This window comes from Nocardia vaccinii NBRC 15922 (assembly GCF_001613305.1).
GTDB lineage: Bacteria > Actinomycetota > Actinomycetes > Mycobacteriales > Mycobacteriaceae > Nocardia > Nocardia vaccinii.
The window spans coordinates 114794-139702 of the sequence record NZ_BDCC01000059.1 but is presented as its reverse complement, the minus strand read 5'-3'; the positions used below and the strand labels follow the sequence as shown (position 1 = coordinate 139702).

The window sequence follows — 24909 nt, the reverse complement described above, 5'->3', positions numbered from 1 at the left end:
TAAGGTTGGCTAACGATGACAGAGGAGCCGGTTGATGACACAACTCGTCGGACAGCCCGATGACTGGACCGAGTCGGGCGCATACGAGGTAGCGCCGAGCATCCATCGGATACCGCTACCTCTGCCGCTGAACGGGCTTTCCGCCGTCAACGCCTACCTACTCGAAGGTGAGCAGGGCCTGATCTTCATCGACCCCGGCTGGGCCGGATCCGACAACGAACGTGCTGTGACAGCCGCACTTCGCGAACTCGGCCATCGCCCTGATGACATCACTCTGTGCTTGGCTACCCATCACCATTGGGACCACTACTCGCAAGCCTTCGCCTGGAGAACAACACTTGGCAGCAAGCTATTGACCGGCACCGAAGAACGGCACAGCATCGAGGAGGCCATCGGCGGTGCCGATGGCGGACGCTTCCCCAATCATGCGCGGTTGATGTTGCGGTGCGGCGCACACAATCTGGCTCAGAATCTCGCCGAATGCCCCGATCCGCCGGAGGAAAAAGGCATCGCATTCGGAACTCCCGACGGATGGCTGTCGACGGGCGACAGGGTTGCGCTTCGACATGGCGCATTGGAGGTGGTCGCCACACCGGGACACACGCGTGGCCACGTGGTTTTTCATCACACGGATGCCGGAGTGCTGTTCTCAGGCGATCACATCCTGCCGGCAATCACCCCATCCATCGGCTTCGAAAGGACCCCGGAGCCACAGCCATTGCGGTCGTTCTTGAGATCACTCCAGCTGATCCTCGGCCGCCCCGACGGAGCACTGCTACCGTCGCACGGCCCGGTGACCACCAGTGCACACGCCCGGGTCCAAGAGTTGCTCGAACACCATGAGCAGCGACTCGACGAGGTCTGCCAGGAAGTGACCAAAGGCCGTACCACCGCTTATCAGGTCGCACAGGCACTACGGTGGACTCGCCGGGCCCGGCGGCTCGACGAGCTGCCACTCGAGCACCAGATGTCCGCCATCGCGGAGATCGACGCACACTTGGACATGTTGTCACTGCTGGGTCGGCTGGCGTACGACGATGCCGATACGGTGCGTCGATACGCACTCGCCTGATCAACACCAGCCACCAAATGCTCATGGACGGGACCCAGATACCAGCCCGCAAACGGCCCGGCCGCCGGCTGACACCCGAACGGCGCCCGGACCATTATCTAGACCCCGACGCCGGTCTGGGCATGCCTTGCGAACCGCCGTCGCCCGAATTCTGGTGCGGATTCCCGATCACGGTCGGCGCAATCCATACACCATCGGGAAACCCGACCGCGCCGCACCGCTCCCGCGCCTCGGCAAGCGTTGCCGAGGCCTCGTAAACACGGGCCGAATCCGCACTGGCCATATCCATCACCACGACGACCGTGTGCGGCTCGTCCACCGCCCTATACGTCCCGGTCACGACCAGACCGTGCTCGCGACGGGCCGCGTCCAGCTTCGGACAACGATCGAAGGAACTTTCCTCCGGGCCCGTGGAACCCGGCAGCCACCCGCTGACCGGGCTATCCTGAGTTGCCCACCGGCCGCTCACGAGCCACCGGAAACCAATCCGAAACCGGTAACGCCGGGCCGAAGGCCCGGCGGAGGGTCGAGAACTGGCGCGGTGACCGCTAACCGATGGTAGGCGACGGAGCCGCTGTGACCTGAAGGTTTCCCTCCCGGTCGTTCTTCTCCGACACCATGACCGATCTGGTTCCGTCTCCAATTCCCGCCCGTCAATCCGTGCATGCGGTTCTCCCGCACACGGCTTGCCGACGCCGTTCACCGCCGGCATTCGGCACCACCCGCCAGGCCCGAAATGGCCTGGGCGCGACCACGGTCCCGTCAAGGCGGATCAGACCAAGCTGGTCGTCGGACGCGAACGCGATCACCCACCGCCCGAACGCCCGGGGGCGTTTGTATTTCTTGGCGAGGAACCCCGCGATCCGCATCAACGCATAGCTCCTGATCTTCTCGAAACGTTGGGAGGAGTTCCCGTAACGGAAATACCCTGCCCACCCGCGCAGGAAGCGGTTCACCTCCTGCACGATCGTTTCGACTCGCAGTCCCGTCCGCCGCCGGGCGGTCATCTCCCGAATCCGGTTGCGGGCGTGCTGCATCGCCTTGTCCGCAGGCCAGCGGGCAAGGAAGGCAACGCCTTTACCACCAGTACGTCCTTCCGCGCGCACCCAACGATGATGAAAGCCCAAGAAGTCCAGGCCCTCACCACCTTCGGTCAGGTGCACGATCCGGGTCTTGGCAGCCTTCGGCTCCAACCCCAGCTCGGCCAGCAATGCTGTCAGCCGCGCGAGCGCGGCCTCGGCCTGCTGCCGCGAACGGCACATCACCACGGCGTCATCGGCGAATCTGACCAGCACCCCGTGCTCGCGTGTGTCCCATGCCCGGTCGATCCGGTGCAGGTACACGTTGCACATCAACGGGCTGATCGGACCGCCTTGCGCGGCTCCGGTCACCTCACGCCGTACCATCCCGTCGCTCATCACCTTGGCACGCAACATCGCGCGCAAGAGTTTGAGCACAGCTTGGTCGCTGACGCGTTCCTCGACCGCCTGCATCAACTTCTCGTGCGGAATCGCCGAAAAGCACTCGGCGATATCCGTTTCCACCACCCATCGCCGACCCCGCCACGCCTCGTCAACGAGGACTTGCAGGGCATCGCGCGGACTGCGCTTCGGGCGGAACCCGAACGAGCAGTCCCGCATGTCGGCTTCGAAGATCGGCTCGAGCACGATCTTGCACGCCGACTGCACGATCCGGTCACGAACAGCAGGAATCGACAGCGGCCGTTGCTCTTTCACGCCCGGCTTGGGAATCCACACCCGGCGCGTCGGCAACGGCCGATACGTCCCCGCCCGCAATCCGTCGGCCAGCTCGCCGAGCAGCCATTCGACCCCGTACTGCTCGACCTCGAACAAGGTGGTCTTGTCGATACCCGGTGCACCGCCATTGGCGCGCACCGCAACCCACGCCCGCCACAGGACATCTCTGCGGAAGACCTTGTCCCGCAACAAGTGAAACCGTCGCCCAGGATCGGCCTTGGCCGCCCGGTAAAGCGCATGCTGCAAAGCCCGAACCGGATCCAACGATCCCAACGTGGCGGAACTAGCCGTGGAAGGCACTCACCAGGCCCCTCTCAACAGTCATGACACATCGACGAAGCAGCGGCCCTTCCCTCACCAGCGGTTCTGTTGTCCGCTCGGCTCGATCAGTACTATGGCCGCCTCCGACGCCCACCCGGCAGACCACTCATCTCCCGAGGTCATCGGTTATAGAGCGCCTCGCTCCGGCAACACCTTTCCGCAGGTCACCGGGCCGGGGAGGGCCTCCCCAGTTCCCGCCGTCACTATCCGAACGTTCCGCACCCCGTACGCCGGGGAGTTCTTCAGCGTCTGCGCTTCCAGGTGTTCGACGCCTTCCATGGCCTTCACCGTGATTTCGGCGGCTCGGCACTCCCTGCACCCCACCCTCACGGGCAGGACCTCTAACGACGCCGCAGGCTTCGCTTCATGCTACGGACCGCTCGGTTGCTCTCCCTGACAGGACTTTTGACGCTGGGCTTCGACCCGGCGCGTTTCCAAACCGAGCCGCCAGCCTGCTACCGGGCCTCCTGGCAGCTACCCGGACCGGACTTCCACCGGCAAGCGACGACGAGCTGACAACAACAGGTCACCTACACCAGGTCACCTCCTGTCTGCTGGGCGCGAGAAAGATCGAGGCTAAAGCGCCTCCCCTTTCGCATCTTCTGCTATCCAGGCTGCGATCTGGGCACGTGAGGTGAATGCGAGTTTGGTCAGGATGTGTTCGACGTGGCCTTCAGCGGTGCGCTGAGAGATGACCAGTTTGGCGGCGATCTGCTTGTTGCTGAGTCCTTTGGCGACAAGACCGGCAACCTGTCGCTCGCGTTTGGTTAGCTTAAGGGAGTGGGCAGATTCGCTCATTGGCTTTGCGGAATGTTCTCCGAGTGCGTAGGCGATAGCAGCGTCGATGCTCATTGCATGCCCCCGCCGAAAAGCGGCCTCGTATCGATGTGCGCCAAGGGCGTCACGCGTTCTCTGCTCGCATTCTTCGTGGAAGCGTGACATGTTGGGGAAAACAGCCTTCACGTTGTGTCCTCTTGGCCAAAGGCGTCCCATTGCGGCTCCCATCAGAACAGCGGCACGCTCGACAGCGCCGTCGGCACTAGCAGTCCAGGCCAGCGCCTCGAGGCTGAATGCCGTAGCAACCGGGCTGCGCAGCAGCCGGTTGAGTCGGAGAGCTTCCAGGAGTTGCTGTTGCGCGCGGCTTCGCTCATCTTGTTGCCATGCGGCAAGGGCAATGCCGCGCAGCGCAACAGATCGGAAAAGCAGTTCTCCGCGCGCTTCGGTGATCGAAACCACTTCACGGTAGCGCTCGGTTGCGCGCGTCATATCACCGCGCATTTCGTAGGCGAGACCGAGCAATGTCAGGGTGCTGACGCACAGTTCGGTGGCCTCGTCTGGCGTTAGGGCGTCGAAGGCATGTTCGAACGATGAGGCTGCGGTAGCGGATTCTCCCCGGACGAGCGCGAGAACCCCAGCGGAGTAGTCCAGGCGCGCGTCGACCGCCCCGGCCGGCGTTTGTTCGGAAAGTGCTCGACCTTCGTTCAGGAGTATGGTGGCTCCTTCGAAATCGCCCTGTTCTGCGGCCAGTTGGCTACCTACACAAAGCGCTTTGACGCGGTCGGGTGTCAATTGTGTGCGGGAGTGGGCCAGGACACGATCGATCCAGTACCGGCCTTCGCCGAACAGGCCACGAAATGTCCAGAACTCATACAACGCCGCAGCGGTGTTCAACCCTACCCTGGCAGCTTCCTCGGTCTCCTCGGACAAACACGTCTCGAGCGCTTCTCGCAGATTGGGCTGCTCCCGCTCGAGTCTGGCAATCCAGTCCGGTTGTCGGGCGCTGATCCACTCGGCTTCAGCATTCAACGCCAACTGCCGGTACCAGTCACGGTGTCGCCTCCGGAGGTCGTCGTATTCGCCGAATTCCTGCAATTTCTCGCGGCCGTAGTGTCGGAGCGTATCGAGTAGCCGGAAACGTACGACGGACGGTGTCTCCTCACGGATCAAGATAGATTTGTCCAACAAAGAAGACAATACGTCGAGCGGACTGTCCGGGGTCAGGTCGGTGCCGCAAATCTGCTCGGCGTCGTCGAGTTCGAAGCTTCCGGCGAAAATTGATAAGCGGGACCACAGCCGCTGTTCGACAGCTGTGTATAGTTCGTAACTCCAGTCGATACACCATCGCAGGGTTTGTTGCCGGGCGGGGGCATTGCGGGCGCCGCGGGTGAGCAGCGCGTACCGATCATCGAATCGTTTCAGCATCTGCTGCGGCGATATGGTGCGCATCCGGGCTGCTGCCAACTCGATCGCCAGCGGCAGTCCGTCCAGGCGGGCGCAGATCCGAGCTATGGCGGACTTGTTGTCCTCGTCGAGCTCGAAGCCTGGAACTACAGCCGCCGCGCGGTCTGTGAACAGAGTGACCGCGTCGAAGCGGGCGAGTCCCAACAGAGTCGGCTTCTGGGCCGGTGTGGGGACTGCCAGCGGCGACAGTCGAAACACGGCTTCGCCAGCGATGTTCAGCGGTTCGCGGCTGGTAACCAGGATCCGCAAATTCGGGCAGCTGCGTAGCAATGTCCCGGTCAGCTCCGCGACGGCGTCGATAATGTGCTCGCAATTGTCCAACACGAGCAGCGCCTTCCGTGAGCCTAGATACTCGACCAGAACATCGAGCCACGCCTTTCCCAGTTCCTCTCGCGCGCCCGTCCTCACCGCAACCACGTCGACCAGCAGGGAAGCATCGGATACGGCGGCCAGTTCGACCATCCACACCCCATGTGGGAATGGTTGTGCACTCGAGGCGATCCGCAGTGCCAGCCGCGTCTTGCCAACACCTCCAGTGCCGGTCAGAGTCACCAGCCGCGACGTGGACAGCAGATTCCGCACCTCGGCCACTTCGGTGCGGCGACCGACGAAACTTGTCAGCTCGAGCGGCAAGTCGCCTTCGCCGCCTGGGCCCATTGCCGCCGACTCGGCTCGCTGAGTACGCAAGCGTTGTTTGGGATGCGGGTACACAGGTGCCGGCTCGCCGTGCAGGGCCATCTCGTCTACTCGGAGACCGTGGTGTCGCTGAACTTCGCGAATGGCCTCGCCGAATGCCGCGGCTGACGGCCGCTGGTGGCGGTTTCGGCTCATAGCAGATTCCACCACAGCTGACACATCACGCGGTATGCCGTTCTCCTTTAGGTCCGGTACCGGCTGAGTGGTGATCCGTAGGAATTGGGTTACCACCTTCTCGCCGCTGCGCCGCTCGAAAGCCGCATGCCCGGTAAAGGCACAGAACAAGGTCGCACCGAGCCCATAGACGTCTGCAGCCGACGTGCGAGCCTCTCCTTCGAGGACCTCCGGTGCAGTGAACGCCGGCGACCCGACTAGAGTGCCTTCGCTTGTCTGGAACCCGCCGACGATATGCGCGATGCCGAAATCGGTCAAAGCTGGCTCACCGTAGTCGGTGAGCAGGATATTGCCCGGTTTGACGTCACGGTGCACAATGCCGAGGCGGTGCGCGCTTTCGAGTGCGCCGGCCATTTTTACCCCGATGGTCAACGCCTTCTCGACCGCCGGCGGGCCATGGCGGCGAATCCACGCATCCAGAGAATTCAGCGGGTAATACGGCATCACCAAATAGGGCTGTCCGCTGGCAGTGGTGCCGGCTTCCAGGACAGTGACTATGTTCGGGTGCCCGGTCAGCCGACCCATCGCCCGCTGCTCTCGTAAGAACCGGGCCCGGTTCTCGCTGTCCAGTTGTGCGGTGAGGACCTTCACCGCCACAGTCCGGTCGAGCGCGACCTGCGCGCATCGGTAGACCACACCGAACCCCCCGCGGCCGATCTCTAGCGCGTCTTCGAAACCGGCCGAGCCCAACTCGTCCGTGACAGACGTTGTCACCTCACGGCAAGTGCGCAGCGGATCGGCATCTGTCATCTATCGCGGACCGTTCAACCAGACTCTTTGTTAAGGAACTTGGGTTCACTCCTTCGTCAACTGCCAGCGTATCGCTGATGTACCCTCACAGAGTCTGGTTTTACGTGCTCTGCGCGCCTGGCAATCCTATTGAGCGATGTTCCTCTACACAGTGCATCTGTACGGCGCGATCGCCTCACGCACCGATTCGATAGTGGTGGCGGCACCACGACCGATGGCCTGGCCGAATTAAGGGCAGGCTGGCAGCCACCCGGCGGTTCGACATCGTCGCACTGACGGGTCCCCGGCGGGAGCCGGCGCGAGCCTGAAGGTTCGACGGGAGAGGCATCTCGGAGACACTCGAATCCGTGACGGATGCCCAGTTGATCAGCGAGTTCGCCGTATGTGAGGGAAGCTGTCGTCGCAACGCTGCTACTGCGCGGAGACGTGGCCGCCCCTCGCGCCGCCGCCGATGTTCTCCGCGGCTTCTGCCGACAGGAGAAATACGGCATACCCGAACAGCAGTTCACACCAGACGATGGGCCGGTGCCGGTCGACGCACCACCCGACACGGGCCTCCCGCGTTCTCCGCCGTCCGAGCAATCGGATGAAGACGTTGTTGACGTGGGCAGTAGTCATGGTCAGATACGCGGCCATGCATGCGGGTAACGGTGCCCGAGGGAACAGGCTGTCGTGGCGGGCCGAGCCCGAGCGGATCCGAATGGTAGGCGGCGACAAGCGTACACCCGTTCCTGTGCGTGGCCCAGCGCGAGTCGGGGTATGCCGTATGACCGCACGGTCCATCGACTGCGGCGCGCGGGCCAGGCGCCATCGAGGACGTTCGCTGTTACCCGGGGACCGTTCAGATATCGGCATAATGATTCTGGATGGCCGTTCGGACGCTGGTGCGCAGCCAGCGGTGTGCGGGGTCGACGGCTTGCCTCGGATGCCAGGCGGCTGAGATGACCAGTGGCGGCAGATCGGCTGCGACGTTGAGGATGTCCAGGCCCATCGTGGTGGCGGCGCGGCGAGCGAATCCCAGGCCGAGGAATCCGACGGTGTCGGTGGAAAAGATCAGGAACGCTATGGCAGTGAAACTGGACACTTCGGCCGCAATCTGGCGCGGTGTCCCGGCTTCCGCGAGGGCGGCGTCCAGTGGTCCGTGGGTTCGGCCGCGTCGGGTACCCGTGACGTGTGGGAAGTCGCACAGTCTAGTAAGTGGGACGGGTCCGGATTCGGCGGCGAGTGGATGGTCGGGCGCCACCACGGCCACGAACGGCTCTTGGTAGAGCTCTTCAACCACTATCTCGGGAGCGGTAATCCGCAGGACACCAACGTCGAGGTCGACCGAGCCGTTGCGGAGTGCCTGGACAGTCTCCTCGCCTTCGTCGGTGAAGCGGAGGGTAATGCCGGGCGCGGTGCGGCGGGCGGCGTCCAGCAGGTCGGGGCCGAGGACGGCGGTCCACGTGTCGCCACAGCGAATCGTCATCGTGCGCTGGACCCGGGCCAGGTCGGCTGCTCGGCTGGCGTCGACCAGGCCGCGGACCTCCGCGAGCAGCGCCCGAACCTGCGGTGCCAGCGCCGACGCGAGCGGGGTGGGGACCATTCCCCGTCCGGCCCGGACGAGCAACGGGTCACCGAGAGCGCGGCGGAGTCGGCCGAGCGCACGGGAGGTGGCGGGTACGGACAGCCGCAGCCGCTCGGCGGCGGCGGTGACGGTGCCTTCGGACAGCAGAGCATCGAGGGTCACCAGCAGGTTGAGATCGAAGTCGCCCACATCGGACAGGATATTGCACGAGACGCAAGTATTGTGCTAACTAGATTGCAATTGACATCAAATAATGCGCAGCGGATCGTTGATGGCGTGATTGTCGATATCAACATGCATCACTTTCCCGAGAACTTGTTCACGAACGAGAAGCTGCTGGAAGCCTTTATCTCGTGTGTGCCCCGGCAGTACGGCGAAATTGCGTACCTCAGCACCGTTCCGGGGAGTGACCGGCGCCAGATCGTCGCGGAGAAACCGAAGGGTTATCCGAATCTGCACCCGGTCGACGGCGCCTACACACTGGAGAGTGAACTGGCGGCCATGGACGAGGGCGGGGTGGACCTGGCGATTCTGCGCCTGCCGGTCTGGAACATGTGGCTGCCGATCGAGGTTTGCCGGATCGTCAATGACAGCATGGCCGACACGGTGAAACGAAGCGGCGGCCGACTACGCGCTGTCGCCTGCGTGCCACCATGGGCCACCAAGGACTGTGTGTACGAGCTGGAACGGTGCGTTGGCGAGTTGGGGATGGTGGGCGTCGAGCTGTCCAGCCACTACGGGGACCTGTACCTGGACGACGAGGCGTTCCGGCCGTATCTGAAGGTGCTCAACGACCTCAACCTGCCGGTCGTGGTCCACCACAACGAGCTGCCGGTGGATTACGGATCGATGTACTCGTTCAACAACATGCGCCGGTTCTACGGCCGGTGCGTCGACCAGGCCACCGCCGTGGGCCGGGAGCTGTTCAGCGGCATCTTCGCGGACTTCCCGAATCTGAAATTCATTCACACCTGCCTGGGTGGTGCCTTCTACGCCTACCAAGACGGCATGCTTCCGCGACCGTCGGCCACCGAGGAGACCCTGGACCGCTTCGACACGGACACCGACATCTACCGGAGCTACCTGAAGAACAACCTGTTCTTCGATATTTCCTGCCCCCAGGCATGGGGCACGAAACAACTGGAGTGCGCGATCGGCGTCTACGGTGCGGACAATGTCCTGTTCGGGGGTTCGTTCCCGGTCCGGCACGAATGGATGATCCAAGGCGTCGACTACGTGAAGAACCTGGACATCGGCGACGAGGACAAGGCGCTGATTCTCGGCGAGAACGCGCGAAAATTGTTCAACCTGTCCTGACACAGGTGCGTGAGTCCAGCTGTGTCGATTTCCCGAGGGTTCCCTGTTGCCGATGGTCCGAAGGTGGTGATGAATACGATGACAGCCGGGTACGACCAGACCACCTGGGAAAGCTTCGCGGTGGCGGAGGTGGGTGCGGCTGCTGCGCTGGCCGGTCTGCTCGTGGTTGCCTGTTCGATCAACATTCGCGAGATCCTCCAGATGCCCCCTGTGGTGTCCCGGCTGGCCGGATCGCTGAGCCTGTTCATCGGGGTGCTCATGGCCGGAACCATCCTGTTGGTACCTGCTCAGGACCACCGCCTGGCCGGCGGCGAACTGGCTGTGGCCGGGTTGGTGGTGGCGGGTGTAGTGCTGCGCCACCACGGGGTGCACCGGGATCGGCCGGAATACCGCCGCCACGCGCTGGGCATGGCGGTGCTGACGGTCATCTCGCCGCTGCTGATCACCACGGCCGGTGTGTGCTACGCGGTCGGAATCGGCGGCGGGCTGTATTGGCTGTTCCCCGGGACCCTGCTCGCGTTCGCGGTCGGTTTGTTCAACGCGTGGGTGGCGCTGGTCGAGATCCTCCGCTGACAACATTGCACCGGCCGCGAGGCACCGACCCGCAGCCGTCACGACCCCGAAAGAAGAGAAAGGTGAACATGACCACTGTCGAAGTGCCCACCCCGGACGGATTCGCCGACGCGTATCTAGCCTACCCGGACGACACCGCCCAACATCCTGGTGTCCTGCTCTACATGGACGCGTTCGGGCTGCGGCCACATCTGAAGGTGATGGCTGGCAGGCTCGCCTCGGCCGGCTATACCGTCCTGGTGCCCAACGTGTTCTACCGGCACGGCCGGGCACCGGTGGTGGACCTGCCCGAGTTCATCGACCCTTCGCGGCGGCCTGAGATCTTCCAGCGGCTCGGGCCGATCATGCGGTCGCTCACACCCGAACTGGTGATGCGCGACGCCGACGCGTACCTGCGCTGGCTCGCGGACTCGCCGCTGACCACGAACGGGCCGGTCGGGGTCACCGGCTACTGCATGGGCGCCGGGCTGGCGTTGCGCACCGCCGCCACCCACCCCGGCCGCGTCGCCGCCGCAGCCGGATTCCACGGCGGGAACCTTGCCAGCACCGAGCCCGACAGCCCACACCTGCTCGCCGACCGCGTCGCCGCGGAGTTGTACTTCGGTCACGCCGACCAGGACAGCGCGCTGCCGCCCGAGCAGGTCGACCGCCTCGAGAAGGCACTCGCAGACGCCGGTGTGCGCCACCGCTGCGAGGTCTACGCCGGTGCCCACCACGGTTTCACCCAAGCCGACACCGCCGCATACCACCCCGACGCCGCCGAACGCCACTGGGAGGCGCTGCTGGCTCTCTTCCAACGCTCACTGAAATCCGACTGATATCATTCAAAAGCACACGAAACTGCGTCCCGGTTGGTAGTCCGGAAATGTGGCCCATGGAATTTCTCCGGGTCATGTTCAACATTCTCTCCGCAGAGAGGACCCAGTGTGCTCCCCAGTAGAACCTCTGACAGGGAGTACTTGTGTCCAATTTGCGTATCGTCATCGCCGGCGGCGGACTCGCCGGGATGACGTTGGCCCACCACCTGCACCGAAATGGCCTGGATGTCACCGTGTACGAGCGTGACCCCGCTCTGGCGTCACGTGACCCGGGATACCGGCTGCACATCAACTCCACCGGTACCTCCGCACTGCACGCCGCGCTGGAACCGCGACTGTGGGAGCTGTTTCTGGCGACTTCGGGCCGGCCCACCGACGACATGCTGTTGTTCGACGACCAATTCAACCTCCGCCAGGCCCGCGACACAACAGGGATGACCGGTACCGGCACCCCCACCGAGGACATCCCGGAACATATGGTGATGTGCCGCTCGACCCTGCGCCGTATCCTCCACATCGGCTTGGAGAAGACCGTTCGGTTCGGTGTGGCGGTCACCGGGTATCGCACCAACCCGGACTCCACGGTGACCGTGTGCCTCGACAACGGTGACACCATCGAGGCCGACGTGCTGATCGCCGCGGACGGCGTCAACTCCGCAGTGCGGACCCAGCGGCTCCCGCAGGTCCGGGTCGTGGACCTGGGTTCACGGCACATCACCGCGAAGATCCCGCTCACCCAGGACACCAGGGCCAGGCTGCCGCAGCAGCTGTTCAACACGTTCTCCCTCGCCTTCGACAGCCACCACGACGGGCTCACTTTCGGCCCACTCGAACGCACCGACCCCGAGTCGCCGCTGGTCAAGGAGCAGGAACAGGATTTCCAGGACGAGGCCGGCAAGAACTACGCGCTGAGCATCTTCAACTCGCTCACCGACCGGATGCTCCCCGACGCCGAACTCTTCACCGCCGGCCCGGAGCAACTCAAGGCCTACGTGCTGCAGCGGCTCGCATCCTGGCATCCAGCCCTGGTCGAGACGGTGCGACTGTGGGACACCGCAACCGTGCAAGCACTGACCCTGCGCAGCTGTGTGCCCACCGATGCCTGGGAACCCACCAACGTGACCGTCATCGGCGACGCGATCCACGCCATGAGCTCGGCCCTGGGGATCGGCGCCAACACCGCGCTGCGCGACGCGCACGTCCTGGGCGAGGAACTCCTGGCCGTCAGCCAGGGAAAGAAAGCCCTCCTGGATGGTATCGGCGATTACGAGGAAGCCATGCGCGACTACGGTTTCACCGCCGTCCGCAAGTCCGCCGCCGTGGGCACACAGGTGATCGGACACCACCCCCTGCCCGAATAACCGGCCACAGTGGACGCGAAGCCCACCATCTCCGGTGGGCTTCGCACCGGCTCCGTGCTGGGCACGCCGGGCGACTGGCCGATGATGCCCACCACCGCCAACAGCCACGCCGCCGTCATTTACCACCGGGGCGCGGAGGGGAGCTCCGGGCCAACGGCACGGTGGTGCGACCCGTGCATAACCATGGCTCGGCGTAGCAACGGCACACCGAGCGCCTGCCGTCGGCGAAGAGCCCGACGGCGAAACCGCTCGACGAACCTGACATCGACCCGATCGATGAGTCGCGCAGATTTCCGGCCGGACCGGGCCGGGAAAATCAGAAATAATCCGAAATGAGAAGTCATGAACAATATCTCCCGAGCCGGGGCACTGGCCGCGCTCGCGATGGTCGCTACGGCCGCTACCGTAGGCGTAGCCACCGCTGCACCCGTCCAGGCCCCGGTGGCGACAACGTCCGCTGTGGCCGAGGCTGTTGATTCCGCCCCTGCCCCAGGCGATCTCGATCGTAGCGCCGCGATCGACAACGCGGTCGGCGCGGTCGGCGCGGCATTCAACAACGGCGCCAACGATGGCAAGTTGTTCGGTGGCGCGATCGGGGCGGCACTGGGCTGCCCGATCGGCGCTATCACCGGCGGTACGCTGACCGTCCTGGCGACCGCCGGAACCCTCACACCGGTAGGCATCATCGGCGGCTGCCTGATCGGTGGTGCCGCCTTCGGCGGGCTGGGGACATTGGTGGGCGGCGCGGTCACCGGTATACCACCGCTGGTCGGCACTGCCACCGACCAGTACAACCAGTTGCACGCCAAGGGATTCGTCTCCGCCCCGCTGCCCGCCGCCCAGTAGCTCCCGGCGATCGCCGGATTTCGTCACCAGAAGTGAGTATCGCCATGAAATACACCACCGCGGGGACAACTGTCACCGCACTGACCGCCGTCGCCGTCGCGCTGGGTGCAGGCTCCGCGCATGCGGGCGCCCCGCCGGCCGATCCCGACAAGATAGGCGTCCAGGTGGCGCCCGGCGTTCAATTTGCCGGTGCCGCCTCGGACAATTCTTCGATGCTGACCACTCCGATCGCGGCGGTGACGATGCGCGACGGACAGCTCTCGATCCAGAACGCCACGCGGCAACAGGTTTTCGGTACGCCGTTGCAGACCGTGGCCAGTGATCCGGCCGCGCCCGCCTCGGCCCAGGTCGCATCGCCCGCCGCCCCCGCCGCGAGTGGCGACGTTCTCGGTGACGTGCACACAGCTTGGCAGCAAGCCGGCGCGTACACCGGTCTCGCGGCCGGAATCGGTGGCATGACAGGCGGATTCGTCGGCGCGGCTGTCGGTTGCCCCGTGGGCGCGGTGACCATGGGCAGTATGGTCACCGTCATGTCGGCTGCTGTGTTGACCGTACCCGGCGTGATCGGAGGCTGCGTGGGCGGCGCGGCGATAGGAGCAGGGGTCGGCGCAATGCTGGGCGCCGGAATCGTCGGCATTCCGGTGGGGCTGGCCGTTACCGCGCAAAAGTACAACCAGTTGCAGGCTCAGCGATCAGCGCCTTCGGCGACCCCCGCACCGCACAGCTGACCCGTCCAGCAGCATCCGACGTCTGTAGATCCGAACGCTCCGGGTAACCGTTCCGCCGGCTACCCGGAGCTTCGGGTATCGGCGATCTCGTGCATGTCGTCACTTCCTGCTGATCCGAGCCTGTACCGGCAGGAGACTCCCTGTGTGCGTCGGCTGTCAACCGGGGGCTGCCTCGCAAACATGAGGGCACCGCGTCAGATCGTGATGCGCTGCAGGTCGGCGCCGACGAGCACCTTCCCGTCGTAGCCCTGCTGAGCCCACTGTGTCCACCGCCGCGCGTCGATGGTGCGCGAAACGAGGTCGCCGATATGGCTGAGCACCAGCCGCGGCACCTGGGATTTCGCTGCGATCGACCCCACTTTCTGGACCTCTACGTGGGAATTGAGCAGATGACTGGTCAATCCGGCGTCGCCCTTGAATCCCTGAATGTTGATCGCCTCGTGCACGAGCAGATCCGATCCGTGGGCGAGGGTGGGAATGTTGTCGGTGTAGGTGGTGTCGCCGGAGAAGGTGATCGATCCGTGGTCGGTGTCGAACCTGTAAGCGTACGAGGGGAAGACCGGCCCGTGCGGAACCAGTACCGCAGTGACCTTGACCCTGCTGTCCTCCATCACCGCAAACGGTTGCATAGCAGGAGCCACGTTCGTGTAGCTGGCGCCGACCGTTGCCGGCGGCATGAGCTCATGCACGTCGATCAGGCTGCTGGTTTCTCGGATGAGGGAGTCACGCATGAAGACATTCGTGCTGTAGGCATAGGCGTCGTTGCAGCGTTCAGTGAGATCGGCCAATCCAGGAGTCGGGTTCGCCGGGGCCTGAGTCGGTGCCATCCCGCCCCCATAGGGCGCCGTCAGGCCCCCTGCGGGTCCGGGCCCGTACACGGGAGTGCGGTCCGGAACCGAGTCCGCCATCTTGGGGGATGTGTTGCCGCCCAGCAAGAAGAAGCTGTAGTAGTCCGCGACATGGTCGGCGTGCAGATGTGTGATGAACACCGCCGCGAGATCGGCGAGCTCGAGGTTGGCGGTGATGTACTGAGTGAGCGCCGATCGCCCAGCGTCGATCAGGTAGACCTTGCCGTCGACCACCAGTGCGCTGGAGATTCCGTGACGGAAGCGGTCGGGCTGGGGACCGCCTGCGGTCCCCAGCAGCACCAGTTCCAGGCCACGGCTCGGCGGCGAAGTGGACCGCGCCCCACGCCCACTCGACGACTGCGAGCACGCGAGGGTCAAGCCGCCGATCAGCGCGCTGATTCCTCCCAGCGCAGTTCGCCGGGACAGTCGCGAGCTACTCGCCTCGAACGGCAGATCACTGCCGGGGGGACGAATTCCACAGTCACACATGGTGACAGACCTCCCAAGGCTCGGGTCTCACAACGGGGCCGTCAACGGGCCAGGGAGCGGTCCAGAGATATCAGTACGTCGTGAAGGGCCGCAGCCTGTTCGACGAGTTCTGTCGGCGCCGTGCGCAGACGCCGCGCCCACAGTGCACGGATCTTCCGGAGGTTTTCCAGTCCGAACTCGGTCGTGACCAGCTGGACGTAGCGCGCGTCCTCGGCGCGTTGCTGTCTGGTGATGAGGTCCCGCGACTCGAGAACCCGCACCGCGGCACTGACGTTGCTGCGCCGCAGGCCTGTGGCCGCGGCGATCTGTGTGGGATTGGTACCCGGGTTCCGGGTGATCTCGCGAACCACCTCGGCCTCGGTGCCTGTGAGTGGGACGATTTCGCGAACGTCCTGGCTGCGCAACGCCAGCTTGCGTGCAACGCTGATTATCGCATCGGCGACGTCGGCCAGCTGATCGTCGATGATGCGGTCTGCCACGGTATCTGCTTTTTCGGTCACGCTTGACATGCTATCCACTCTGTTGCGTATGATTTCGTACACATACATACTTTAATGCGTGACAGGGAGCACACAAATGGTCAACCCAAGCGTCCAGGATGGGATCGAACGGGCCGGGTCTGCCGTCAATCTCTTATGGAAGCCTGGCGTCAAGCCGTGGGCTGTGCCGGTCGTCGAGCCGGAATACTCAGGGTGGAGCGTTGAGCAAGAAGCATGGCGCTCGGGCGTGGCGCTGTTCGATCTGTCGTACCACATGTTCGACACCCGGATCGACGGGCCGGACGCTACTCGCCTGCTGCGGGACTTCAGCGCCAACAACTACGACAAATTCGCGATCAATCAGGCCAAGCAGTTCATCCCCGTCGCCGAGGACGGCAACATCATCGTCGACGGAATCCTGTTGCGTGAAGCTGAGAACACGTACACCCTGAGCGGAGTTCCCGTCGCTCAGGGCTGGGTGAAGTACTGGGGCGAAAAGGGTGGATACGACGTCGAATTCGACACGGATCCCGACTCGTCCGTCCGTACCGACCGTGACCCGAAGCTGTTCCGCTACCAGGTCCAGGGGCCCCGCGCGATGGAAGTCATCGAGCGGGCATTCGGTGGCCCCTTGCCCGACGTCAGGTTCTTCCATTCGCAGCGTGTGACACTGGCGGGCCGGCAGATCCGCGCACTCCGACACGGAATGGCAGGACAGGCCGGCTACGAGTTCATCGGTCGCTACGAGGACCACGAAGCCGTCAAAGATGCACTGCTGGAGGCAGGCGCCGCCTCGGACATCGTTCGAGTAGGCGGCCTGGCGTACTTCACCAACGGCATCGAAAGCGGTTGGATCCCTACGCCTACTCCTGCGATCTACACCGATCCCACGCTCGAGGACTACCGCAGGTCGATCAGCCTGTTCTCCTACGAAGGGCAGAAGCCGCTCCACGGAAGCTACTTCTCGGAGAACATCGAGAGCTATTACTGCTCGCCTTGGGAACTCGGCTACGGTCGATCGATCTCGTTCAGCCACGACTTCATCGGTCGCGACGCTCTGCTCGAAGCCAAGGAAAAAGTGCACCGCTCCCGCGTGACGCTGGTGTTCAACCGCGATGACGTCAACACTGTGTTCGGCGCAGACAGCGGGTTCCATCTCAGCTACGGCCGCTACCGCATCGAAGCCGCTGCCGGTCTGGCAGGAATCACCTTCTGGACAGCGATGATCGACCCTGCCGAAACCATTCTGTCGCTCGCCCTGGTGGAAAACGAGTACGCCACACCGGGAACCGAAGTCGAAGTCGTGTGGGGCGAGCATCCCGGGGCGGGTACCGCCCCCGACGCGGATCTTGGTTTCCCCCGCATCCGTGCCACCGTCCAGCCGTCGCCCTTCGACGAGTTCGCCCGTAATCAATACCGCTCCAACGCGACGGTCAAGGCGTGAGGCTCGAGCATCATGACTATTGCGTCGGTTGACAACGCGGTACGGGGCGAAGGGCTCCTGGCCGACTTCTCCCTGGAGATGACGGCCAAGGATATCGATGCACTGCGTCACGCGGCACCGGTGATTCCGCAGGGCACACACGTCAACGTGACGTTTCTCGGCAACGAGGACTTCGCGATGCGGCGCAAGGCCGCGGCCGCGGTGAAAGCCGCGGGTTTCGATCCCGTCGCCCATATCTCCGCTCGGCGCATCGCGTCCGAGCGCGAACTCGACGACTTCATGGCGGCGCTTCGCGAGGACAGCACCCATGAGTCGGTGTTCTTGATCGCCGGCGATCCGTCCGAGGCCCAGGGGCCGTTCGACAGCGCGATCGATCTGATCACGTCGGGGATGGCGGAGCATTACGGCGTCAAACGCATCGGCATCGGGGGATATCCCGAAGGACATCCGCAGATCGACGAGGAAACTCTCTGGTCAGCTCTCGAGCAGAAGGCTGCGGCGATCTCGTCGCTCGATGTGCAGGGCGAGATCATCACCCAGTTCGGGTTCGATGTCGACGCTGTCCTGGACTGGATCGTGCAGGTGCGGCAACGAGGTATCGATCTGCCGATCCGGGTGGGAGTAGCGGGACCAGCCGGTGTCAAACGCCTGATCAGCTACAGCAGGCGCTTCGGTGTCGGGACGAGCGCCGGCATCGCCAAGAAGTACGGGTTCTCCATCACCAACCTGCTGGGTACCGCCGGTCCCGACCGTTTCATCAGCGAGCTCATCACCGAGTACGACCAGACGCTGCACGGACGTATGGGAGTGCACTTCTACACCTTCGGTGGAATGCGTGCCACGGCCGAGTGGGTCGATGACTTCAGGAAGGACACCGGTCAATGACAATTGCGCAGCACATGCTCAACATCCCGGGCACGGCCACCAAATCCGCCGACGGTATCGCCTCGCTTGTCGTCCACGGCAAAGATCGCCAGGGAATTGTCGCCGTGGTGGGTGCGGCCCTGCGCGAGTTCGGCGCGAACATCATCTCGCTCGACCAGTACTCCGATGACCCGCGAGGCGGCGAATTCTTCCAGCGAACCGAGTTCAGCGTCGCCAACCTCAGCGCGGTTCTACCCGATATCGATGATGCACTGACCGTACGGCTGGCAGAAGGGGATTTCGATCTCGAGTTCACTCTCCGGGATATGAGCGTTCCCAAACGTGTCGCCATCTTCGCATCGAAATCCGACCACTGCCTCGTGGAGCTGCTGTGGCGGCAACGACGGGGAGAGCTTCCGGTCACGATCGCAATGGTGATCTCCAACCACGCCGACACGGCGGAGGAAGTCCGGAGCTTCGGCATACCGTTCTTCCACGTGCCCTCGAGCGGATCGGACAAATCCGCTGCCGAGGCCGAACATCTGCGCTTGTTGAAGGGCAACGTCGATTTCGTCGTGCTGGCCCGCTATATGCAGATCATCTCGGCCGAATTCATCGAGGAGGTCGGTGTCCCGATCATCAATATCCACCACTCGTTCCTGCCTGCGTTCGTCGGTGCCGGACCGTATGCCAAGGCCAAGGATCGAGGCGTGAAATTGATCGGTGCAACTGCGCACTACGTCACCGAAGAACTCGATCAGGGCCCGATCATCGAACAGGATGTTGTGCGGGTAACCCACGCCGATACCACCGCGGACCTCCAACGCCGCGGCGCCGACGTCGAGCGCTCCGTTCTGGCCCGAGCCGTGCAATGGCACAGCGAAGACCGAATCATCCGTACCGGAAATCACACCGTGGTCTTCTCCTGACGATTCTCCCAAGGGGCACAACGACTTTCGAGGAAAAGTAGACCCTCGAAAGTCGTTGCGGTCCCCTGTTTTTCGATATACCGGTGCCCGGGGGCGCGACCGCTACCGGCATACCCAGCGAGCCTAACGAAAGGTTGAGCATGGTGACGAACATCATCGATGGGTCGGCCATCGCCAGAGATATCAGAGATCGAGTTGCGAGCCGTACTCGCCGCCTTCGGCTGGGTTCTGGTTACTCACCAGGTCTTGCAACGATTCTCGTCGGTTCCGATCCCGCAAGCCACGTCTACGTCGACAGCAAGCGACGCCTCGCGGCGCAATGTGGTTTCGCCGACCATCATCGATGGTTGCCCGAAACCTCCACTCAACAAGATGTCGAACGAGTCATCGACGGGCTTGCCGACGCCACGGACGTGCACGGAATACTGCTGCAACTGCCGTTGCCGCCCCATCTGGACGCGGCAGCGCTCATTGATCGCATTCCTCCGCACAAAGATGTCGACGGTCTCGGCACCGTGAACGCCGGTCGCTTGGCCCGGCATCTGCCAGGGCGGCGCCCATGTACTCCGGCCGGAATCATGCGGCTGTTCGATGAAACGGGAATCTCGTTGCGCGGCACCGTTGCCGCCGTCGTGGGGACCTCGGCGCTCGTCGGACGACCGATGGCGCACATGCTGCTCGAACGCGACGCGACTGTACTGATGGCCCATGAATACACACGCGACCTTCCGGGACTCACGAGCTCGGCGGACATCGTCATCACCGCCACCGGCGCGAGGGGACTGATCACCGCCGACCATATCCGGCCGGGCGCGACCGTTATCGACGTCGGTATCACTCGGACGCCGCACGGTGTGACCGGCGATGTGGATTTCGAGCGTGTCCGGCACGTGGCCGGCGCCATCACCCCTGTTCCCGGCGGAGTCGGGCCGATGACCATCGCCATGCTGCTGGAGAACACCATTACAGCCGCCGAACAGAGTTCGCCCTCCTCGGTGGTACCCGAACCCCAGATGGCTGCTCGGACAGCCTGATACGGAAACGATCCCTGCCATGAAGATCGTCGGCATCATCAATGTCACGCCCGACTCGTTCAGCGATGGCGGACTGTACATCGAACACGATGCAGCAATAGCCCGCGGCCTCGAACTCGCCGCCCAAGGCGCTGACATCATCGACGTCGGTGGTGAGTCGACTCGCCCCGGCGCGGCCCGGATCGACTCACGAACGCAGCGGCAACGCGTGATCCCTGTGATCCGCGAACTCGCTTCACACGGAATCGAAGTCAGCGTGGACACAACAATCGCCGAGGTCGCTGCCGCGGGTGTGCGCGCCGGTGCCACCATCGTCAACGACATCTCCGGCGGCGAAGACGACTCCGATATCCACCGGGTGGTGAGCCGGTCACAGGCCCGCTACATCATCACTCACTCGTGCGGGCCGAGCCAGACTCTCGTTCACTATACGGACGTGGTCGCCGACGTCCGCGCGGAACTTCTCCGGCGAATCGCGCGAGCACACACTGCCGGGGTTCGTCCTGAGCAACTCGTCATCGACCCCGGGCTCGGATTCTCGAAGTCAGCGGCAGAGAATTGGGCAATTCTGGCGCATCTGGACAACATCGCGAGCATCGGGCTGCCGGTGCTCGTCGGGGCATCACGTAAGCGATTCCTCGCCGCACTGGCCGGAGACTCACCGCAGACCGATGACCTCGATGTGGCCACTGCGGCTCTGTCGGCTCACCTTGCCGCACAACACAATGTCTGGGCGGTGCGCGTGCACGATGTGACGGCCACTACGATCGCACGCTCTGTCGGCGAGCACCTGAGCGCTTCTTCCGCCGGAAGCGCTGTACGACCGAAACCCACGCCCGAATGGCCACTGCGTCCGCTCGCGGTCGCCCGCCCATAGATCCCTGCGTATTGCCGCCGGTTCACCGGGCAGGTTCGAGCGGGGGCACGGGGTGTTCCTCCATCCACTGCGTCACGAAGTCGAGGAAGGCGCTGACCTTCCTCGGCACCGGCGCGGCAGGCGCGTACACCGCGCACAATGAGCGCACCTGGACATGAGCACCCGAGAACAACGCCTCCAACTCACCCGTCATGATGTCGCGATACGCCAAGCGAAGTGGCAACAGGGCGATGCCGCGTCCGTATATCGCGGCTTTCTTCAGGACGAGATATGAGTTGGCCGTGAAGGAACTGTGGGTGATCTTGTGTGCGTTACGACGCCCGCCGAGGTCCAAATGCCACGACGAGTCGTGGTCATGTGTCAGATAGTCGTGCTCGGCCAATGCCGCGACGTCCCCCGGCCGGCCGCGCCGATCCAAATACGACGGTGAGGCGCACAGAACGAACGGCACGGTGCTGATCCGCCGCAGCTTTATCCGCGAGTCGCGGAGCGGACGGGTGTGGAACGAGATGTCGAAGCCGCTGTCCAGGAAGGCATACGGCCGCTCCTGAACACCGCCGAGATCGAGGCGGACGTCGACCTCGGAGTGGCGGACCGAGAAGGCCGCGATCGCGTCGCCCAACTCGAGCGCACCGAGCCACTTCGGGCAAATCACCGAGAGCTCTCCGGCGATACTCGTGCCCAGCCCCGCGAGGTTCCGGTCCTCTTCTTCGATCTCGTCCAGGATCCGGCGGGCGAACTCACTGTAGCGCAGACCGTATTCGGTCAACGTCACCGAGCGAGCGGTCCGGTTCACCAGGCGGGCGCCGAGATGCTTCTCCAGACTGGCGACATGCCGTGACACCGACGACGCAGAGGTCCTCATCTGCTCAGCGGCACCGGCGAAGCTCTCGGTGTCGGCCACCGTGACCAGGCTTCGCATAACCAGTAATCGATCCATCATCGCGCACCCTTCCGCGATCTGTCTTCTCATGGCCCGAATGCTGTGACCACTGCCACTAGATCGTACAAGTTGTTCCGCGTACGGGTCGCCGTTCGATTGCAGTCGAGTCGACCATTCGGTCGCACGAGCACGCCTGGCCCGTGAGGATGAAGATGGCTCCCGGCGGCGAGACGCACCGGCCGCCTCACCTATGGACGGTGGACGGCCGATGGACGGCGGCACTCCGCCGACCCGTGTGCGCCCGGTCGCGATAGCAAGTGTGCGGCATGCGTTTCGCGCACGCTCAGCATGCGCGATCTGCCGGTATCGGGCTTCTGCGAGGACACCGACAGGCTGTTACTGTCACTAGATGGATCTAGTGATGCGAGCCGCGCCGGTGCGGCTTCGAGATCTGCACGCGGGCGACAACGCCGCCGAGGACGCACGCTCATGGACGTTCTAGTCATCGACCACCGCGACTCCTACACCTGGAATCTGGTCCACCTGATCGCCGAGGTAACGGGTCGGCTGCCAAACGTGGTGCAGCACGACGAGGTGAACACATCCGACATGCGCTCGCACTCTCACATCGTGCTCTCCCCCGGCCCCGGCCAACCGGATGACCCCGCCAGCTTCGGCCTGGGCCCCGCGATCCTGCGCTGTGGACGCACACCTGTGCTCGGCGTTTGCCTCGGCCTCCAGGGCCTCGTGACCGTATGTGGCGGGCAGGTAGCGCCGGTCCGGCCGGCGCACGGTGAGGTCGCGACCATCAACCATGACGGGGCAGGGGTATTCCGCGGCGTGCCCGCAGGGTTTCGAGCGGTGCGCTACCACTCCCTCGCGGCCATCGTGATTCCACCCAGCCTCGTAGTGACAGCCCGCAGTGAAGACGGGACGGTAATGGGCGTCCGGCATCGGTCCCGTCCGCTCGAAGGCGTGCAGTTCCACCCGGAATCGGTGCTGTCGGAACACGGTACGCAGTTGATCGCGAACTTTCTCGGATTGGGGTAACGATGGCCGGACCCGACGCGGCAGCCGAATATTTCCGCGAGATCGCCGAACTGCACGATCGCTGCTTCTGGCTCGATGGAGCCGCCGGCAGCGAATGGTCGGGACTGCGGTCGTATATCGGTTGGCTGGAGCCCGACGACGTCTCACTCAGCTACGGAGCCCGCTCGGGCGTCGTTCACCGGCACCAAGGCAACCAGAGCGAGGAGGTCGGCACCGACATCTTCGATGTGCTCGACCGAGAGCTGAGAAACGGGCGTTCGGATGCACAGTGGTTCGGCTATCTGGGGTACGCGGCCAGGCCGGATCTCACAGCCCGGCCGAGTGAGGACCTCCCGGACGCCGTGTGGATGTGCCCATCCCACGTCCGGGTTTTCACGCACCCATCCGTCGCCACGACGGGGCCCTGCGCCGTCGTGGCTCATCCGGCCGAGCCGAACCGTGAACGTTCCTATCGTGAGGCCTTCGCGCGGGTACAGGACGAACTGCATTCCGGCAATACCTACGAGGTCAACCTCACCTACCGGGTCCGGGTGCTGTGCGACAGGTCTCCGGTTTCCACCTATCTGGAATTGCGCCGCCGCAATCCGGCACCGTACGCGGGATTTCTTCAGCATGACGTGCCGGAGGCCCGGGCATGGCTCCTGAGTTCGAGCCCGGAGCGCTTCGTCACCGTCGACGACCAACGGTGGGCCGAGAGCCGCCCGATCAAGGGGACTACCCCACGCGGCGCGACCGACAACGACGACGAGTATCTGCGGTCGCGTCTCGCACACGATCCCAGCTTCCGGTCCGAGAACCTGATGATCGTCGACCTGCTACGCAACGACCTGGGCATGGTCAGCGAACCGGGGAGTGTCTCCACCCCTGGACTGATGGAAGTCGAGAGTTACGCATCGGTGCATCAGTTGGTCTCGACTGTTCGCGGTCGGCTGCGTGAAGACATCTCCACCGTCGGCGCGATTCGTGCCATGTTTCCACCCGGGTCGATGACCGGCGCCCCGAAACGGCGCACGATGCAGATCATCGACGAGGTGGAGGACAGCCCACGCGGTGTGTACTCCGGCGCGTTCGGCCGGATCTCGACGTCGGGCGAGGCTGATCTCGGGGTGGTGATCCGGTCACTCGTGACCGACGGGTCCGGCTGCTGGACGTTCGGCACAGGCGGTGGAATCACCGTCTGTTCCCAGGTCGAATCGGAACTAGCCGAAACACGCTTCAAGGCGACCCGGCTGCTGGATGTGCTGCACAGCGCCGAGAGCAGTGCAGACGAAATCGACCGACGCCTCGAGGTTGGCCATCCAGTCGGTCACTGACCTACGTCCGGACCGGCCACGCGGAGACAACCGGGAAATCGGGGCCGTCGATCCCCGTCGTGATCCTGCGGAGCAGTCCGATCAACGTGTCGACCTCGTCATCTGTCAGGCCGGACGTGATGTCGGCATTTGTCGTCGCCATCGCTTCCCGGCCCCGCGCGACGCCGGCCAAACCTGTCTCCGTGAGTTCGTAGAGCACGACGCGCCCGTGTACCGGGTGCGTGCGTCGGCGCACCCAGTCGAGCTTCTCGAGGCGGTTGAGCGCAGTACCGATGCTCTGCGGGGCGATGTGGAACCTTCTCGACAGGTCAGCCGCCGACAACGGGCCGAGCTGGTCGAGATGCACTGCCAGCCCAAGTTGGGTCGCGGTCACATCGAGATCGTCCAAGGCTTCGTGAACACGGCGGTGCGCGGCGTTCTGTGCTCGCCACAGGACGTGGGTGAGCTCGTCGTCCCACGCCCTCGTGCCATCAACCAT

General features: G+C 64.1%; 22 protein-coding genes. 14 read left to right on the top strand and 8 right to left on the bottom strand.

Going from position 1 to position 24909, the window contains the following annotated elements:
• The first annotated feature begins 34 nt into the window (after nucleotides 1-34).
• On the top strand, nucleotides 35-1072 hold the full coding sequence (locus NV1_RS31475; RefSeq protein ID WP_067899657.1) for an MBL fold metallo-hydrolase: 1038 nt from the start codon (nucleotides 35-37) through the stop codon (nucleotides 1070-1072).
• A gap of 653 nt (nucleotides 1073-1725) precedes the next feature.
• Here the strand turns inward: NV1_RS31475 and ltrA are convergent.
• From ltrA to NV1_RS31445, 4 genes are all read right to left on the bottom strand, one after another.
• Nucleotides 1726-3075, bottom strand: coding sequence for a group II intron reverse transcriptase/maturase (gene ltrA, locus NV1_RS31465; protein WP_245714012.1), 1350 nt, complete (start codon nucleotides 3073-3075; stop codon nucleotides 1726-1728).
• Nucleotides 3076-3726: 651 nt separating this feature from the next.
• Nucleotides 3727-7011 (bottom strand): protein kinase domain-containing protein, encoded by a 3285-nt coding sequence (locus NV1_RS31455; RefSeq protein WP_067899648.1) that lies wholly within the window; start codon nucleotides 7009-7011, stop codon nucleotides 3727-3729.
• Between the two features lie 411 nt (nucleotides 7012-7422).
• Nucleotides 7423-7629, bottom strand: coding sequence for a hypothetical protein (locus NV1_RS31450; RefSeq protein WP_157117485.1), 207 nt, complete (start codon nucleotides 7627-7629; stop codon nucleotides 7423-7425).
• Between the two features lie 223 nt (nucleotides 7630-7852).
• The gene (locus tag NV1_RS31445) at nucleotides 7853-8767 is read right to left on the bottom strand and encodes a LysR family transcriptional regulator (protein WP_218027255.1); all 915 of its coding nucleotides are present in this window, start codon (nucleotides 8765-8767) and stop codon (nucleotides 7853-7855) included.
• An 87-nt stretch (nucleotides 8768-8854) separates the two neighbouring features.
• On the opposite strand from NV1_RS31445, the gene NV1_RS31440 reads away from it, so the two are divergent.
• From NV1_RS31440 to NV1_RS31415, 6 genes are all read left to right on the top strand, one after another.
• Nucleotides 8855-9895 carry an amidohydrolase family protein gene (locus tag NV1_RS31440; RefSeq protein WP_218027254.1) on the top strand — a complete coding sequence of 347 codons (1041 nt, stop codon included), beginning with the start codon at nucleotides 8855-8857 and terminating at the stop codon, nucleotides 9893-9895.
• Nucleotides 9896-9964: 69 nt separating this feature from the next.
• Nucleotides 9965-10468 carry a hypothetical protein gene (locus NV1_RS31435; RefSeq protein WP_157117484.1) on the top strand — a complete coding sequence of 168 codons (504 nt, stop codon included), beginning with the start codon at nucleotides 9965-9967 and terminating at the stop codon, nucleotides 10466-10468.
• 68 nt (nucleotides 10469-10536) lie between these two features.
• The gene (locus NV1_RS31430; RefSeq protein ID WP_067899706.1) at nucleotides 10537-11286 is read left to right on the top strand and encodes a dienelactone hydrolase family protein; all 750 of its coding nucleotides are present in this window, start codon (nucleotides 10537-10539) and stop codon (nucleotides 11284-11286) included.
• A 143-nt stretch (nucleotides 11287-11429) separates the two neighbouring features.
• Complete coding sequence (locus NV1_RS31425; RefSeq protein ID WP_067899642.1) at nucleotides 11430-12647, top strand: FAD-dependent oxidoreductase; 1218 nt, start codon at nucleotides 11430-11432, stop codon at nucleotides 12645-12647.
• A gap of 342 nt (nucleotides 12648-12989) precedes the next feature.
• Nucleotides 12990-13493: a hypothetical protein gene (locus NV1_RS31420; protein WP_067899640.1), complete on the top strand. Its 504-nt coding sequence runs from the start codon at nucleotides 12990-12992 to the stop codon at nucleotides 13491-13493.
• A 44-nt stretch (nucleotides 13494-13537) separates the two neighbouring features.
• Nucleotides 13538-14221 carry a hypothetical protein gene (locus tag NV1_RS31415; RefSeq protein ID WP_157117483.1) on the top strand — a complete coding sequence of 228 codons (684 nt, stop codon included), beginning with the start codon at nucleotides 13538-13540 and terminating at the stop codon, nucleotides 14219-14221.
• A gap of 194 nt (nucleotides 14222-14415) precedes the next feature.
• Here the strand turns inward: NV1_RS31415 and NV1_RS31410 are convergent, their stop codons facing one another.
• Nucleotides 14416-15558, bottom strand: coding sequence for an MBL fold metallo-hydrolase (locus tag NV1_RS31410; protein ID WP_067899635.1), 1143 nt, complete (start codon nucleotides 15556-15558; stop codon nucleotides 14416-14418).
• A 41-nt stretch (nucleotides 15559-15599) separates the two neighbouring features.
• Nucleotides 15600-16058 (bottom strand): MarR family winged helix-turn-helix transcriptional regulator, encoded by a 459-nt coding sequence (locus tag NV1_RS31405; RefSeq protein ID WP_169813452.1) that lies wholly within the window; start codon nucleotides 16056-16058, stop codon nucleotides 15600-15602.
• 76 nt (nucleotides 16059-16134) lie between these two features.
• Here NV1_RS31405 and NV1_RS31400 point away from each other — a divergent pair, with 76 nt between their 5' ends.
• The 5 genes from NV1_RS31400 (at nucleotide 16135) to folP (ending at nucleotide 21185) form a co-directional block, all read left to right on the top strand.
• Nucleotides 16135-17481 (top strand): aminomethyltransferase family protein, encoded by a 1347-nt coding sequence (locus tag NV1_RS31400; protein ID WP_067899632.1) that lies wholly within the window; start codon nucleotides 16135-16137, stop codon nucleotides 17479-17481.
• 12 nt (nucleotides 17482-17493) lie between these two features.
• On the top strand, nucleotides 17494-18366 hold the full coding sequence (locus NV1_RS31395; RefSeq protein WP_067899630.1) for a methylenetetrahydrofolate reductase: 873 nt from the start codon (nucleotides 17494-17496) through the stop codon (nucleotides 18364-18366).
• On the top strand, nucleotides 18363-19274 hold the full coding sequence (gene purU, locus NV1_RS31390) for a formyltetrahydrofolate deformylase (protein WP_067899629.1): 912 nt from the start codon (nucleotides 18363-18365) through the stop codon (nucleotides 19272-19274). Before NV1_RS31395 ends, purU begins: the two co-directional genes overlap by 4 nt.
• 140 nt (nucleotides 19275-19414) lie before the next feature.
• Nucleotides 19415-20308 carry a bifunctional 5,10-methylenetetrahydrofolate dehydrogenase/5,10-methenyltetrahydrofolate cyclohydrolase gene (locus NV1_RS31385; protein ID WP_067899626.1) on the top strand — a complete coding sequence of 298 codons (894 nt, stop codon included), beginning with the start codon at nucleotides 19415-19417 and terminating at the stop codon, nucleotides 20306-20308.
• A 19-nt stretch (nucleotides 20309-20327) separates the two neighbouring features.
• A complete protein-coding gene (folP, locus tag NV1_RS31380) occupies nucleotides 20328-21185 on the top strand; it encodes a dihydropteroate synthase (RefSeq protein ID WP_067899624.1) in 858 nt (285 codons plus the stop codon).
• Nucleotides 21186-21207: 22 nt separating this feature from the next.
• On the opposite strand, the gene NV1_RS31375 is transcribed toward folP, so the two are convergent.
• Entirely contained in the window at nucleotides 21208-22158 is a 951-nt protein-coding gene (locus tag NV1_RS31375; RefSeq protein ID WP_245714011.1) for a LysR family transcriptional regulator, read from the bottom strand.
• 399 nt (nucleotides 22159-22557) lie between these two features.
• On the opposite strand from NV1_RS31375, the gene NV1_RS31370 reads away from it, so the two are divergent.
• Both NV1_RS31370 and NV1_RS31365 read left to right on the top strand, forming a co-directional pair.
• Entirely contained in the window at nucleotides 22558-23118 is a 561-nt protein-coding gene (locus tag NV1_RS31370; protein WP_067899622.1) for an anthranilate synthase component II, read from the top strand.
• A 2-nt stretch (nucleotides 23119-23120) separates the two neighbouring features.
• Complete coding sequence (locus NV1_RS31365) at nucleotides 23121-24431, top strand: anthranilate synthase component I family protein (RefSeq protein ID WP_067899620.1); 1311 nt, start codon at nucleotides 23121-23123, stop codon at nucleotides 24429-24431.
• Between the two features lies 1 nt (nucleotide 24432).
• Here the strand turns inward: NV1_RS31365 and NV1_RS31360 are convergent, their stop codons facing one another.
• The gene (locus NV1_RS31360; protein WP_067899618.1) at nucleotides 24433-24909 is read right to left on the bottom strand and encodes a MarR family winged helix-turn-helix transcriptional regulator; all 477 of its coding nucleotides are present in this window, start codon (nucleotides 24907-24909) and stop codon (nucleotides 24433-24435) included.

Excerpts from the sequence above, each read along its gene's own strand:
- NV1_RS31475 (WP_067899657.1), top strand. The coding sequence starts at position 35 with ATGACACAACTCGTCGGACAGCCCGATGACTGGACCGAGTCGGGCGCA.
- NV1_RS31455 (WP_067899648.1), bottom strand. The coding sequence starts at position 7,011 with ATGACAGATGCCGATCCGCTGCGCACTTGCCGTGAGGTGACAACGTCT.
- NV1_RS31450 (WP_157117485.1), bottom strand. The coding sequence starts at position 7,629 with ATGACTACTGCCCACGTCAACAACGTCTTCATCCGATTGCTCGGACGG.
- NV1_RS31435 (WP_157117484.1), top strand. The coding sequence starts at position 9,965 with ATGAATACGATGACAGCCGGGTACGACCAGACCACCTGGGAAAGCTTC.
- NV1_RS31430 (WP_067899706.1), top strand. The coding sequence starts at position 10,537 with ATGACCACTGTCGAAGTGCCCACCCCGGACGGATTCGCCGACGCGTAT.
- NV1_RS31420 (WP_067899640.1), top strand. The coding sequence starts at position 12,990 with ATGAACAATATCTCCCGAGCCGGGGCACTGGCCGCGCTCGCGATGGTC.
- NV1_RS31415 (WP_157117483.1), top strand. The coding sequence starts at position 13,538 with ATGAAATACACCACCGCGGGGACAACTGTCACCGCACTGACCGCCGTC.
- NV1_RS31410 (WP_067899635.1), bottom strand. The coding sequence starts at position 15,558 with ATGTGTGACTGTGGAATTCGTCCCCCCGGCAGTGATCTGCCGTTCGAG.
- NV1_RS31400 (WP_067899632.1), top strand. The coding sequence starts at position 16,135 with ATGGTCAACCCAAGCGTCCAGGATGGGATCGAACGGGCCGGGTCTGCC.
- NV1_RS31395 (WP_067899630.1), top strand. The coding sequence starts at position 17,494 with ATGACTATTGCGTCGGTTGACAACGCGGTACGGGGCGAAGGGCTCCTG.
- purU (WP_067899629.1), top strand. The coding sequence starts at position 18,363 with ATGACAATTGCGCAGCACATGCTCAACATCCCGGGCACGGCCACCAAA.
- NV1_RS31385 (WP_067899626.1), top strand. The coding sequence starts at position 19,415 with ATGGTGACGAACATCATCGATGGGTCGGCCATCGCCAGAGATATCAGA.
- folP (WP_067899624.1), top strand. The coding sequence starts at position 20,328 with ATGAAGATCGTCGGCATCATCAATGTCACGCCCGACTCGTTCAGCGAT.
- NV1_RS31375 (WP_245714011.1), bottom strand. The coding sequence starts at position 22,158 with ATGAGAAGACAGATCGCGGAAGGGTGCGCGATGATGGATCGATTACTG.
- NV1_RS31370 (WP_067899622.1), top strand. The coding sequence starts at position 22,558 with ATGGACGTTCTAGTCATCGACCACCGCGACTCCTACACCTGGAATCTG.
- NV1_RS31365 (WP_067899620.1), top strand. The coding sequence starts at position 23,121 with ATGGCCGGACCCGACGCGGCAGCCGAATATTTCCGCGAGATCGCCGAA.
- NV1_RS31360 (WP_067899618.1), bottom strand. The coding sequence starts at position 24,909 with ATGGTTGATGGCACGAGGGCGTGGGACGACGAGCTCACCCACGTCCTG.